12 protein-coding genes are annotated in these 13,081 nt (G+C 71.5%); 10 read left to right on the forward strand and 2 right to left on the reverse strand.

The features are described 5' to 3' along the window. Positions 1–96: 96 nt before the first annotated feature. The 5 genes from ACWD5Q_RS19625 to mutM all read left to right on the forward strand — a co-directional run bounded on the left by ACWD5Q_RS19625 (position 97) and on the right by mutM (position 4,023). Complete coding sequence (locus tag ACWD5Q_RS19625) at positions 97–1,173, forward strand: cell division initiation protein (protein WP_451428273.1); 1,077 nt, start codon at positions 97–99, stop codon at positions 1,171–1,173. A 168-nt stretch (positions 1,174–1,341) separates the two neighbouring features. Beyond that, positions 1,342–1,980, forward strand: a complete 639-nt coding sequence (locus ACWD5Q_RS19630; protein WP_451428315.1) for a YceD family protein — start codon at positions 1,342–1,344, stop codon at positions 1,978–1,980. Between the two features lie 2 nt (positions 1,981–1,982). Then, positions 1,983–2,156, forward strand: coding sequence for a 50S ribosomal protein L32 (gene rpmF / locus ACWD5Q_RS19635; protein WP_003951102.1), 174 nt, complete (start codon positions 1,983–1,985; stop codon positions 2,154–2,156). 19 nt (positions 2,157–2,175) lie between these two features. Continuing rightward, positions 2,176–3,006: a ribonuclease III gene (gene rnc, locus ACWD5Q_RS19640; RefSeq protein WP_451428274.1), complete on the forward strand. Its 831-nt coding sequence runs from the start codon at positions 2,176–2,178 to the stop codon at positions 3,004–3,006. A gap of 141 nt (positions 3,007–3,147) precedes the next feature. Next, entirely contained in the window at positions 3,148–4,023 is an 876-nt protein-coding gene (gene mutM / locus ACWD5Q_RS19645) for a bifunctional DNA-formamidopyrimidine glycosylase/DNA-(apurinic or apyrimidinic site) lyase (protein WP_451428275.1), read from the forward strand. A gap of 27 nt (positions 4,024–4,050) precedes the next feature. Here mutM and ACWD5Q_RS19650 read toward each other — a convergent pair whose 3' ends face one another. Further along, positions 4,051–4,437, reverse strand: a complete 387-nt coding sequence (locus ACWD5Q_RS19650) for a winged helix-turn-helix transcriptional regulator (protein ID WP_451428276.1) — start codon at positions 4,435–4,437, stop codon at positions 4,051–4,053. Positions 4,438–4,596: 159 nt separating this feature from the next. Between ACWD5Q_RS19650 and ACWD5Q_RS19655 the strand changes: the two genes are divergently transcribed. After that, a complete protein-coding gene (locus tag ACWD5Q_RS19655) occupies positions 4,597–5,181 on the forward strand; it encodes a flavodoxin family protein (protein ID WP_451428277.1) in 585 nt (194 codons plus the stop codon). Positions 5,182–5,250: 69 nt separating this feature from the next. Here the strand turns inward: ACWD5Q_RS19655 and ACWD5Q_RS19660 are convergent, their stop codons facing one another. Further along, positions 5,251–6,204, reverse strand: coding sequence for a CAP domain-containing protein (locus tag ACWD5Q_RS19660; RefSeq protein WP_451428278.1), 954 nt, complete (start codon positions 6,202–6,204; stop codon positions 5,251–5,253). 154 nt (positions 6,205–6,358) lie between these two features. Here ACWD5Q_RS19660 and ACWD5Q_RS19665 point away from each other — a divergent pair, with 154 nt between their 5' ends. From ACWD5Q_RS19665 to ACWD5Q_RS19680, 4 genes are all read left to right on the forward strand, one after another. Continuing rightward, a complete protein-coding gene (locus tag ACWD5Q_RS19665; RefSeq protein WP_451428279.1) occupies positions 6,359–6,640 on the forward strand; it encodes an acylphosphatase in 282 nt (93 codons plus the stop codon). A gap of 378 nt (positions 6,641–7,018) precedes the next feature. After that, entirely contained in the window at positions 7,019–7,222 is a 204-nt protein-coding gene (locus tag ACWD5Q_RS19670) for a hypothetical protein (RefSeq protein WP_451428280.1), read from the forward strand. A gap of 221 nt (positions 7,223–7,443) precedes the next feature. Continuing rightward, positions 7,444–11,142, forward strand: a complete 3,699-nt coding sequence (locus ACWD5Q_RS19675; RefSeq protein WP_451428281.1) for an AAA family ATPase — start codon at positions 7,444–7,446, stop codon at positions 11,140–11,142. Positions 11,143–11,410: 268 nt separating this feature from the next. Then, positions 11,411–12,829, forward strand: a complete 1,419-nt coding sequence (locus ACWD5Q_RS19680; RefSeq protein ID WP_451428282.1) for a sugar porter family MFS transporter — start codon at positions 11,411–11,413, stop codon at positions 12,827–12,829. Positions 12,830–13,081 lie beyond the last annotated feature (252 nt).

Genomic DNA, 13,081 nt, shown 5'->3' on the forward strand with positions numbered 1-13,081 from the left:
CCTGACGGACCGTCAGCCGGTGTCGGCCGGGGTGGAAGTGGTCGTACAGTCGACCCGTCCGTCTCCAACACAGCTGTAGAGAGTGGCGAGCACACGGTGGACGTGCAGAAGAAGCTCGACGAGATCGTCTCGATGGTCTCCGGCGCCCGGTCCATGCCCATGTCGGCCTCGTGCGTGATCAACCGCGCTGAGCTGCTCTCGATGCTCGAAGAGGTGCGCGCGGCCCTGCCCGACTCCCTGGCCCAGGCCCAGGAGGTGATCGGCGACCGGGAGCAGATGGTCGAGCGGGCCCGTCAGGAGGCCGAGCGGATCATCGAGAGCGCACACGCCGAACGCGGCTCGCTGGTCTCCGGCACGGAGGTCGCCCGCCGCTCCCAGAACGAGGCCGACCGCATCCTCGCCGAGGCCCGTCAGGAGGCCGAGGAGGTGCGCGCCGAGGCCGACGACTACGTCGACTCCAAGCTCGCCAACTTCGAGGTCGTCCTCACCAAGACCCTCGGTTCGGTCGGCCGCGGCCGCGAGAAACTCCTCGGCACCGGTCCAGGCCTCGACGCGCAGGGCTTCGAGGACGAGGACGCCCCCGAGCGCAGCCACGACCCCGAGACCCTGCGCCGGGACGCCGACGCGTACGTGGACACCAAGCTCGGCGCCTTCGAAGCCGTGCTCGCCAAGACCCTGGAGGCCGTCGGCAAGGGCCGGCAGAAGCTGCACGGCCGGATCGCCACCGACGACCTCGGCGCCCTCGCCGACGACCTGACGACCGTCCAGCACTCCAGCGACGCCGACTACCTCGCCGACCTCGCGGCCCTCTCCGACATCCCGGCCCAGGCCGCCGCGGCACCCGCCCGGACCCCCGGGCCCCCGGCCCAGCAGAACCAGCCCGCCTACGCGCAGCAGCAGGACCCGTACGGGTATCCGCAGCCCGACCAGTACGGCTACCAGCAGGCCTACGCCCAGCAGGACGCCTACGGCTACCAGCAGGCCGACCCGTACGCCGCCTACCCCCAGTCAGGGACCTACGACCAGCAGGCGGCGTACGATCAGGGTCAGGACCAGGGCCAGGGGCACGGGTATCCCCAGGGCAACACCCTCGACGAGACCAGCCTCTTCGACACCAGCATGATCAGCGCCGAGCAGCTCCGGGCCTACGAACAGGGGCGCGGCGGTCACTGAGCGTGCCGGACGCGCGGGTTCCGGGGCGTCCGAGTGCAGCGGATTGGGCCCTGAGCGCAAGGTCCAGTATCCTGGCTCTTCGGTCACGCGTACCCTTCGCGAACCACGCTGCCCGGACCATCACGGGACAGCGTTCCCTGAACTTCGAGACCGAAAGCAGGAACGGCTCTGAACGCCCGCCTCGACCACCGCAACCCCCTCGTGTTCGACACGCGCGAGCTGGGGCGGCGTCCTGGTGCGCTGCAGCGCCTGACCCGCACGGTCGACGCCCCCAAGGACTTCGGTATCCAGGGGGTCATCGGAGTGCCGGAAGGCGCCCCGGTGGAGCTGGAACTCCGGCTCGAGTCGGTCATGGAAGGGGTGCTCGTCACAGGCACCGCCCGTGCATCGGCCGAGGGGGAGTGCGTAAGGTGTCTGGAGCCGCTGGAGCTGGAGCTCGAAGCGGACTTCCAGGAGCTGTTCTCGTACCCTGCCGCCGACGACCGGGGCCGCGTGATCGCGGAGCCGGGCGACGACGACGAGGACGACGAGGACAGGTTCTTCCTCGAGGACGGACTCTTCGACCTCGAACCTCTGCTGCGCGATGCGGTGGTGCTCGCACTGCCGATGCAGCCGGTGTGCCGGGAAGACTGCGCGGGCCTGTGCTCCGAATGCGGAGTGCGACTCGCGGACGACTCGGACCACCACCACGACGCCGTCGACATCCGTTGGGCGGCACTGCAGGGACTCGCCGATTCACACGAAGCCGGCGATAAGGACGAGATGAGCGGCGCCGAAGCGGGCGTCGACGAGAAGCAGGAGAAGTAGCCGTGGCTGTTCCGAAGCGGAAGATGTCGCGCAGCAACACGCGCCACCGCCGGTCGCAGTGGAAGGCTGCGGTCCCCACCCTGGTTGCGTGCGAGCGCTGCCACGAGCCCAAGCAGCAGCACATCGCGTGCCCCTCGTGCGGCACCTACAACAAGCGCCAGGTCCTCGAGGTCTGATCGGCTGGTGAGAGGTTTGATGTCTGACGCCAAAAACAGTCCCCGTCGTAACGGGGGTGGTTCGGCGGACAACACAGCCTCGTCCCACACGCTTCTGGAAGGGCGGCTCGGCTACAAGGTCGAGTCCGCCCTTCTGGTGCGTGCGCTGACCCACCGTTCGTACGCGTACGAGAACGGCGGTCTGCCGACGAACGAGCGTCTGGAGTTCCTCGGGGACTCCGTTCTCGGCCTCGTCGTCACGGACACGCTGTACCGCACCCACCCCGACCTGCCCGAAGGCCAGCTGGCCAAGCTGCGGGCCGCGGTGGTCAACTCGCGTGCGCTGGCGGAGGTGGGCCGCGGGCTCGATCTCGGCTCCTTCATCCGGCTCGGCCGGGGCGAGGAGGGCACGGGCGGCCGGGACAAGGCGTCCATCCTTGCCGACACCCTCGAAGCGGTGATCGGCGCTGTCTACCTCGACCAGGGGCTGGACTCGGCGGCGGAGCTGGTGCACCGCCTGTTCGACCCGCTGATCGAGAAGTCCTCGAATCTCGGTGCCGGCCTGGACTGGAAGACCAGCCTCCAGGAACTGACCGCGACCGAGGGGCTCGGCGTGCCCGAGTACCTGGTCACGGAGACCGGCCCGGACCACGAGAAGACCTTTACTGCTGCCGCCCGCGTCGGAGGCGTCTCGTACGGCACCGGCACCGGCCGCAGCAAGAAGGAGGCGGAGCAGCAGGCCGCGGAGTCGGCCTGGCGCTCCATCCGCGCCGCCGCGGACGAGCGTGCCGAGGCGGTGGCCGAGTCGGGCTCTCCCGACGGAGCCGCCGCATCCGTCACGGCCCCGTCGGGTGACACGGCCACGGCCTGAATCCTTCACCGGACCCCGCCCGGCGTATGCCGCCGGGCGGGGTCCGTTTCTTCGGCAGCGGCTCCCTCGGGCCCGTCGGCCGGCCCCGGGTGCGAGGTACCCTGCGGACGTCGCCCCCGTTCACCCCTCCCGAGGAGCCCCGTGCCCGAACTGCCCGAGGTCGAGGTTGTGCGGCGCGGTCTGGAGCGCTGGGTCGCCCACCGGACCGTCGCCGACGTGGAGGTGCTGCACCCGCGCGCCGTCCGCCGGCACACGGCGGGCGGCGAGGACTTCGCGCACCGCCTCAAGGGGCAGCTCCTCGGCACCCCGAGCCGCCGCGGGAAATACCTCTGGATCCCGGTCGAGACGACGGGCGCGGCGATCCTGGCCCACCTCGGCATGAGCGGCCAGCTCCTCGTCCAGCCGCACGACGCCGCCGACGAGAAGCATCTGCGTGTCCGGCTCCGGTTCGACGACGGCCTGCGCACCGAGCTGCGCTTCGTCGACCAGCGCACCTTCGGCGGGCTCTCGCTGCACGACACCACCCCCGACGGGCTGCCCGACGTGATCGGGCACATCGCCCGCGATCCCCTGGACCCGCTCTTCGACGACGCCGCCTTCCACGAGGCCCTGCGGCGTAAGCGCACGACGATCAAGCGGGCCCTGCTCGACCAGTCGCTGATCAGCGGTGTCGGCAACATCTACGCCGACGAGGCCCTGTGGCGCGCCCGCCTCCACTACGAGCGCCCCACGGCCGGCTTCACTCGCCCGCGCACCGCCGAACTCCTCGGCCACGTACGCGATGTGATGAACGCCGCGCTCACCGTCGGCGGCACCAGCTTCGACAGCCTCTACGTCAACGTCAACGGGGAGTCGGGCTACTTCGACCGGTCGCTGGACGCGTACGGCCGCGAGGGCCTGCCCTGCCGGCGCTGTGCGACGCCGGTGCGCCGCCGCCCCTGGACGAACCGGTCCAGCCACTTCTGCCCGAGGTGCCAGCGGGCGCCGCGCGGCGCGACGCCGCCCGTGGTGCCGTAGGACCGCTCGCGAGCGCTGGGGGGAGCCTCAGCCCGTGCGGGTGCCGTCGTAGCGACGGCGAGCCTCCAGCACGTCGTCCATGCGTCCCTCCACGAAGTGGATGAGGCCGAGCAGCCGCTCGGCCACCGCGTGTCCCAGCGGGGTCAGCTCGTAGTCCACGCGCGGGGGGTTCGTCGGCTGGGCGTCACGGTGCACCAGGCCGTCGCGCTCCAGCGCGTGCAGGGTCTGGGACAGCATCTTCTCGCTCACCCCGTCGACCCGGCGGCGCAGCTCGTTGAAGCGGAGCGAGCCTTCCTGGAGCGCGCCCAGCGTGAGCGCCCCCCAGCGCCCCGTCACATGCTCCAGCGTGCCCCGCGACGGGCACGCCTTGGAGAACACGTCGTACGGGAGGTTCTCCTGCTGCGTGGTCGTCATGGCCGAAGCGTACTCCAGCACAGCGCTAACCGACAGCTTGCGCTAACTAAAAGTTAGTGCTTTCCTGGAGGTATCGCACGATCGAGGGCCGCCGCTGTGCCGCGCTCCTCGACCCCGTCCCCCGCGGACGTTGTTTCCATTCCCACGAGGAGTACTCACGTGACCACCCCTGTCGTCTCCATCGCCTACCACTCCGGCCACGGCCACACCGCCGTGCTCGCCGAGGCCGTGCGGGAGGGCGCCGCCGAGGCCGGCGCCCAGGTGCACCTGATCAGGGTCGACGAGATCACCGAGGAGCAGTGGGCGACCCTCGACGGCTCGGACGCGATCGTCTTCGGCTCGCCGACCTACATGGGCACCGCGTCCGCCCCCTTCCACACCTTCGCCGAGGCCACGTCGAAGCGCTGGTTCGGGCAGGACTGGAGGGACAAGCTGGCCGCCGGCTTCACCAACTCCGGGTCCAAGAGCGGCGACAAGCTGCACACCCTGCAGTTCTTCCAGATCCTGGCGGCGCAGCACGGCATGAACTGGATCAGCCTCGGACTCCACCCGGGCTGGAACAACAGCGCCGGCTCCGAGCACGACCTCAACCGCCTCGGCGTCTTCCTGGGCGCCGCCGCGCAGACGAACGTCGACGAGGGACCCGAGGCCGTCCACAAGGCCGACGTGGAGACCGCCCGGCACCTCGGCCGCCGCGTCGCGGAGACGGCCCGGGTGTTCGCCCTGGGCCGCGCGGCGGCGTAGCCACCGGACACGGCCGTGCCCCCGCCCGGGAGGACCGGGCGGGGGCACGCGCGGCGCCGGGAGGGGGCGTCAGTAGCCGAAGTCCTGCGTCCACCAGGGGCCGCCGGCGCCCTGGTGCACCCCGACGCCCAGCGTCTTGAAGTCGCAGTTCAGTATGTTCGCGCGGTGGCCGGGGCTGTTCATCCAGGCGTCCATCACGGCCTGGGCGGTCGCCTGGCCGCGGGCTATGTTCTCGCCGCCCAGGTCGGTTATGCCGAGAGCGGCGGCCCGGTCCCAGGGGTCCCTGCCGTTCGGGTCGGTGTGGTCGAAGAAGTCCCGCACGGCCATGTCGTCGCTGAACGCCTGCGCCAGCCTCGTCAGCTCGCTGCTCGCGGACACCGGGCTGCAGCCCGCCTTGGCCCGCTCCTGGTTGACGAGGTCGAGCACCGCGGCCGTGGTCGAGGAGTGGGCGGACCTGGGCGGCGGGACGTGGGCCTTGGGCTTCTTCGGGTGCTTCTTCGCGGGCGGAGCGGTCGTCGCCGGCGCGGACGGCGACTGCGGCTGCGAGGGTCCCCGCGTCGCGGCGGTCGAGGACGCCGGGGCCGAGGGCGGCGCGGCCGGCGAGGAAGTGCGGTCACGGTCGTGGTCGCGGCTCGTGGACGCCGAGCCGCGGCCGTCGGCCGGGCCGCTCGTGCCGCCCTGCGCGGTGGCGTAGCCCGACGGGCCGGTGCCCCCGGCCTGCACATCGCCGGCATCGCCGCTCACCGTGAAGGTCTCGGCGCCGGGCAGCACGCCCGTGGCGACCGCCGCGGTGCCCAGCGCGACGGCGGCCGAGACGCCCAGCAGGCCCGTGCGCACCGGGGTGGCCGCCTTCTTCCTGCGGTGCGAGCGCGCCACCACCTGCTGTTCGGCCTCCAGGACCGCGGCGAAGCCGTAGAGGTTCTCCGGACCGTAGCGCTCCGTCGCGGGCTCGTGGTCCGATGTCACTCTGGGTGCGCGGCCGGTGGCGGCGCGTCCGGCGGCGGAGCGTCGGTGGCGTCCCATCTGCTGGCCTTCCTGAGTCTTGCGGTCAGCTCTACTGAATCGAAAATCGCTCGATCGAGTGAGTTTCACGTCAGATTCATATGAGTGGGGACGCTACCGCAAGACGCGAGTGGAGGAAGTGCCTGGAGGGACATTGGCCAGTTAGCGTGCAGCCATGAACGACGACGCACGGCTCGTGGCGTGGGTACGCGGACGTGTCCAGGGTGTGGGTTTCCGCTGGTTCACCCGGGCCAAGGCGCTGGAGATAGGCGGCCTGAGGGGCTTTGCCCTCAATCTCGACGACGGCCGGGTCCAGGTGGTCGCCGAGGGCTCCCGGGGAGAGTGCGAGGGCCTGCTGGACTGGCTCCGGGGTGACGACACACCCGGGAGGGTGGATGGCGTCACTGAGATGTGGGACACGCCCCGCGGCGGTTACGACGGCTTCGCGATCCGCTGAGCCCGCGCCGCGGGGGCCCCGGGCGGAAGCGGGAGAACATGCCACCGGCACCTGCCCGTAGCGGAAAAACCCAGGTGGTTGCCAAGAAGGGCGCACCATGGAAGGCTCCGGCGGCAAGGATGATCGCCACGCACTCCGGGCCCCGAAGGAGTCGCAGCGCCGCCCGCCGAGGGCCGCGCGCCCCCGGCTGCCCGCCGATGCGGGGTGTGATCGTGTTGACCGTCAAACTTTTTGGTGAGACGCTGAAAGCCCCGCGCACCTTAGCTGTTTGGCATGTGAGAACGGCGTAAGAACTGAAGATTGCCAAGCACCGCGGGTGCGAATCCCTCACGACCCACACCGCATCGGTCGGTCACTCAGTGTGGAGGACCATCCATCATGGCAAAGGCGCTTCTCGGTTACGTCGGCGGCTCCGACCCGCGACTCCTCGCCGAGATGCGACGGCTCCAGCAGCGCGTCCACGAGCTCGAGTCCGAGCTCGTACGGATCCAGGCGGAGAACGACGCGCTGACGGCTGCCGCTTCTCACGACAGGATCATGGAGAGCATCGACGCACACCAGGCGGAGCCTGCGCTCACCTGATCACTGCATCGCTCCACGAGGCACACGCAGTGGTTGGCTGCCCGTATCAACCGCTCAGCCATCCGCGTTGCAAGGGACGCCCCAGGCGTCCCTTCTTTCTTGCCCCCGTACACCCTTTCAGCCTCTTTAACGGATGGTGTGCCCTGCGCGTTCAACGGTGAAACCGCAGGGGTGCCGCGGTTCACAGTGTGAGATACCGGCGGAAGGTAGAGTCCAGCGGCGTGCACCTCAAGGCCCTGACCCTCCGCGGGTTCAAGTCGTTCGCCTCGGCGACCACGCTCCGCTTCGAGCCGGGGATCACCTGCGTGGTGGGGCCGAACGGCTCGGGCAAGTCCAATGTGGTGGACGCGCTGAGCTGGGTCATGGGCGAGCAGGGGGCCAAGTCGCTGCGCGGCGGCAAGATGGAGGACGTCATCTTCGCCGGCACCACCGGGCGCCCGCCGCTCGGCCGCGCCGAGGTGTCCCTCACCATCGACAACTCCGACGGGGCACTCCCGATCGAGTACTCCGAGGTCACCATCACGCGGATCATGTTCCGCAACGGCGGCAGCGAGTACCAGATCAACGGCGACACCTGCCGCCTGCTCGACATCCAGGAACTCCTCTCCGACTCCGGCATCGGCCGCGAGATGCACGTGATCGTCGGCCAGGGCCAGCTCGACTCGGTGCTGCACGCCGACCCCATGGGCCGCCGTGCCTTCATCGAGGAGGCCGCGGGGGTCCTCAAGCACCGCAAGCGCAAGGAGAAGGCCCTCAGGAAACTGGACGCCATGCAGGCGAACCTCGCCCGGGTCCAGGACCTGACCGACGAGCTGCGCCGCCAACTCAAGCCGCTGGGGCGGCAGGCCGCGGTCGCCCGCCGGGCCGCCGTCATCCAGGCCGACCTGAGGGACGCCCGGCTGCGCCTGCTCGCCGACGACCTCGTAGGGATGCGGCAGGCGCTGAAGGCCGAGATCGCGGACGAGGCCGCGCTCAAGGAACGCAAGGAAGCCGCCGAGACCGCACTGAAGACGGCGCTCCGGCGCGAGGCGCTCCTGGAGGACGAGGTGCGCCGGCTGACGCCCCGTCTGGGGCGCGCCCAGCAGACCTGGTACGAGCTGTCCCAGCTCGCGGAGCGGGTGCGGGGCACGGTCTCGCTGGCCGACGCCCGGGTCAAGAGCGCCACCTCCGCGCCCCTGGAGGAGCGGCGCGGACGCGACCCCGAGGACATGGAACGCGAGGCCGCCCGCATCCGCGAGCAGGAGGCCGAGCTGGCGGCCGCCCTGGAAGCGGCCGAGCGCGCGCTGGAGGACACCGTCGCCCACCGGTCTGAACTGGAGCGCGAACTGGCCCTGGAGGAGCGGCGCCTGAAGGACGCGGCACGCGCCATCGCCGACCGCCGCGAGAATCTGGCCCGGCTGAACGGGAAGGTGGGCGCGGCCCGTTCCCGCGCGGCCTCCGCCCAGGCCGAGATCGACCGCCTCGCCGCAACACGCGACGAGGCACACGAGCGCGCGGTCGCCGCGCAGGAGGAGTACGAGGCCCTCAAGGCCGAGGTGGACGGCCTGGACGCGGGGGACGCGGACCTGACCGGGCAGCACGAGACGGCGAAGCGGACTCTGGCCGAGGCGGAGGCGGCCCTGTCGGCCGCGCGGGAGGCGGCCACCACGGCCGAACGCAAGCGCGCGGCGGTCGCGGCCCGCCACGAGGCGCTCGCCCTGGGCCTGCGCCGCAAGGACGGAACGGGCGTCCTGCTCGGGGCCAAGGACCGTCTCTCCGGCCTCCTGGGCCCGGCGGCCGAACTGCTGACGGTGACCCCCGGGCACGAGGTGGCGCTGGCGGCGGCCTTCGGTGCCGCCGCGGACGCGGTCGCGGTGACCAGCCCGTCCGCGGCGGCCGAGGCGATCCGGCTGCTGCGCAAGCAGGACGCGGGACGGGCGGCCCTGGTGCTGGCCGGGCCGCCGGGGGAGCCGGGAGACGAGCCGCTCCCGGACGGCCCGGGCGCGCGCCGACCGATCCCTGACGGCCCGGGCGCGCGGGCGGGCGCGGCGGACCCCTCGGGAGCCGGGGTGTCCGGCGATCCGGGGGCGGGCGCCGATGCCGATGCGCGGGGCGGTCGTGCGCCGTTCCCTCCCGACGGGCCCCCCTTCGCCGCCGACCTCGTGCGCGGTCCCGACGCGCTGATGCCCGCCGTACGGCGGCTGCTGCGCGGCATCGTCGTGGTCGGCACCCTGGAGGACGCCGAGGAACTCGTCGAGGCGCGGCCCGGCCTGACGGCCGTCACCGCCGAGGGTGATCTGCTCGGGGCGCACTTCGCGCACGGCGGGTCCGCCGGGGCGCCGAGCCTGATCGAGGTGCAGGCCTCGGTCGACGAGGCCGCGGCCGAACTGGAGGAACTCGCCGTGAGCTGCGAGGGGCTGGCCGAGGCGCAGCATCTGGCGGGAGAGCGCCGCAAGGAGTGCGCTGCCCTCGTGGAGGAGCTGGGGGAGCGGCGGCGGGCGGCCGAGCGGGAGAAGTCCGCGGTCGCCCAGCAGCTCGGACGGCTCGCCGGGCAGGCCCGGGCCGCCGCCGGGGAGGCCGAACGTTCCACCGCCGCCGCGGCCCGCGCGCAGGAGGCGGTGGAGAAGGCCCTGCTGGAGGTCGAGGAACTCGCCGAGCGGCTCGCCGTCGCCGAGGAGATGCCGGTCGAGGAGGAGCCCGACACCTCCGTACGCGACCGGCTCGCCGCCGACGGCGCGAACGCGCGGCAGACCGAGATGGAGGCCCGCCTCCAGGTCCGTACCCACGAGGAGCGGGTCAAGGGGCTGGCCGGCCGGGCCGACTCCCTCGACCGCGGCGCCCGTGCCGAACGCGAGGCACGCGCGCGTGCCGAAGCGCGGCGGGCCCGGCTGCGCCACGAGGCGGCCGTCGCCGAGGCCGTCGCCTCCGGTGCCCGGCAGCTCCTCGCCCATGCCGAGGTGTCCCTGAGCCGGGCGCAGGCCGAGCGCACCGCCGCCGAGGCCGCCAAGGCACGGCGCGAGGAGGAGCTCGCAGCCGCCCGCACCGAGGGCCGCGCGCTCAAGGCCGAGCTGGACAAGCTCACCGACTCCGTGCACCGCGGCGAGGTGCTCGGCGCGGAGAAGCGGCTGCGCATCGAGCAGCTGGAGTCCAGGGCGCTGGAGGAACTCGGCGTCGAGCCGGCGGGACTGGTCGCCGAGTACGGCCCCGACCAGCCGGTGCCGCCCTCGCCGCCCGCCGAGGGCGAGGAGCTGCCCGAGGACCCGGGGCACCCGCGTAACCGGCCGCGCCCGTTCGCGCGCGGCGAGCAGGAGAAGCGGCTCAAGGCGGCCGAGCGGGCCTATCAGCAGCTCGGCAAGGTGAACCCGCTCGCGCTGGAGGAGTTCGCGGCGCTGGAGGAGCGCCACAAGTTCCTCAGCGAGCAGCTGGAGGACCTGAAGAAGACCCGGGCCGACCTGCTCCAGGTGGTGAAGGAGGTCGACGAGCGCGTCGAACAGGTCTTCACCGAGGCGTACCGGGACACGGCCCGTGAGTTCGAGGGCGTCTTCGGCCGGCTGTTCCCCGGCGGCGACGGGCGGCTCGTGCTGACCGACCCGGACAACATGCTCACCACGGGCGTCGACGTCGAGGCCCGGCCCCCGGGCAAGAAGGTCAAGCGGCTGTCCCTGCTCTCCGGCGGTGAGCGGTCGCTGACCGCCGTCGCGCTGCTCGTGTCCATCTTCAAGGCCCGGCCCAGCCCGTTCTACGTCATGGACGAGGTCGAGGCCGCCCTCGACGACACCAACCTCCAGCGGCTGATCCGCATCATGCAGGAGCTGCAGGAGGCCTCGCAGCTGATCGTGATCACCCACCAGAAGCGGACGATGGAGGTCGCGGACGCGCTGTACGGCGTCTCCATGCAGGGTGACGGTGTGTCGAAGGTCATCTCCCAGCGGCTCCGCTAGGTGGGTGGGGCTTACACCGGTCCTGACCTGCATCTCCTTGCAGATTCAACTTCTAAACCCAATCGGGTCGGCCATTTCGGGCACATCTAGTAGTGATCGGCCTCTTGACTTCGGAACTTGAAGGAATAGTCTCTGCAACGTTGCTTTTACCTACAGGTGTGAGCGGCGGCTTCTCCGATGCTCCCCGGGTGCTTGGACGCTGGCGTCGTGCCTGAAAGGGCTCGCCCCCCACCCCCGGCAGCGTTGCCGGTGGCCCGAGGAGTTATTCGTGACCAGCACAGCGCAGGCACCCCAGTCAGGAGCCGGGACGGCTCACCCCGATCATCTCGGGCATGTCATCTTCATCGCGGCGGCGGCCGCGATGGGCGGTTTCCTGTTCGGCTACGACAGCTCCGTGATCAACGGCGCCGTCGAGGCCATCCGGGACCGCTACGACATCGGTTCCGCCGCGCTGGCCCAGGTCATCGCCATCGCCCTGATCGGCTGTGCCATCGGCGCCGCCACCGCCGGCCGCATAGCCGACCGCATCGGCCGCATCCGCTGTATGCAGATCGCCGCGGTCCTCTTCACCATCAGCGCCGTCGGCTCCGCCCTGCCCTTCGCGCTGTGGGACCTCGCCCTCTGGCGCATCATCGGCGGCTTCGCCATCGGCATGGCCTCCGTGATCGGCCCCGCCTACATCGCCGAGGTCGCCCCGCCCGCCTACCGTGGCCGGCTCGGCTCCTTCCAGCAGGCGGCCATCGTCGTCGGCATCGCGATCTCGCAGCTGGTCAACTGGGGGCTGCTCAACGCCGCCGGCGGCAACCAGCGCGGCAAGCTGATGGGCCTGGAGGCCTGGCAGGTCATGCTCGGCGTCATGGTCGTCCCGGCCGTCCTGTACGGTCTGCTCTCCCTCGCCATCCCCGAGTCCCCGCGCTTCCTGCTCTCCGTCGGCAAGCGCGAGCGGGCCCGGGAGATCCTCGCCGAGGTCGAGGGCGACCACGCCGGCCTGGACGCCCGCGTCGCCGAGATCGAGCACGCCATGACGAGCGAGCACCGGTCCACCTTCAAGGACCTGCTCGGCGGCGGCTTCTTCTTCAAGCCGATCGTCTGGATCGGCATCGGCCTGTCGGTCTTCCAGCAGTTCGTCGGCATCAACGTCGCGTTCTACTACTCCTCGACCCTGTGGCAGTCGGTCGGCGTCGACCCGACGCAATCGTTCTTCTACTCGTTCACGACGTCGATCATCAACATCGTCGGCACCGTGATCGCGATCATCTTCGTGGACCGCGTCGGCCGCAGGCCGCTCGCCCTCATCGGTTCGGTCGGCATGGCCGTCGGCCTCGCCCTGGAGGCCTGGGCGTTCTCGTCCCACCTGGTCGACGGCAAGCTGCCGAGCACCCAGGGCTGGGTCGCCCTGGTCGCCGCCCACCTGTTCGTCCTCTTCTTCGCCCTGTCCTGGGGTGTGGTCGTCTGGGTCATGCTCGGCGAGATGTTCCCGAACAAGATCCGCGCCGCCGCCCTGGGCGTGGCCGCCGCCGCGCAGTGGATCGCCAACTGGGCGATCACCGCGAGCTTCCCGTCGCTGGCCGACTGGAGCCTCTCCGGGACCTACGTGATCTACGCGGTCTTCGCCGCGCTCTCCATCCCGTTCGTCCTGAAGTTCGTGAAGGAGACGAAGGGCAAGTCCCTGGAGGAGATGGGCTGACCCGCCCACCCCGAACTCGAGGAGAAAGGCCAAGTCCCCGCTGCCTCTCTCCTCGACCCCCGTCCGCCGCCCGGCCCGGTCACTGCCCGAGCCGGGCGGCGGTGCGTGTGCTCCGGCCCGTTCGCCCACCGGGAGCCTTGGCCGGCACCGAGGGGAGAACCGTGCTCAGCGCTCCGCGTATCCGCGCACGCCCTCCACGGAGCGAGCCACCGAGCCGGGGGAGCGCCCGCTCGCAGCGTACGACCGTGACGG

The sequence above is a fragment of the Streptomyces sp. NPDC002513 genome (genome assembly GCF_053595355.1).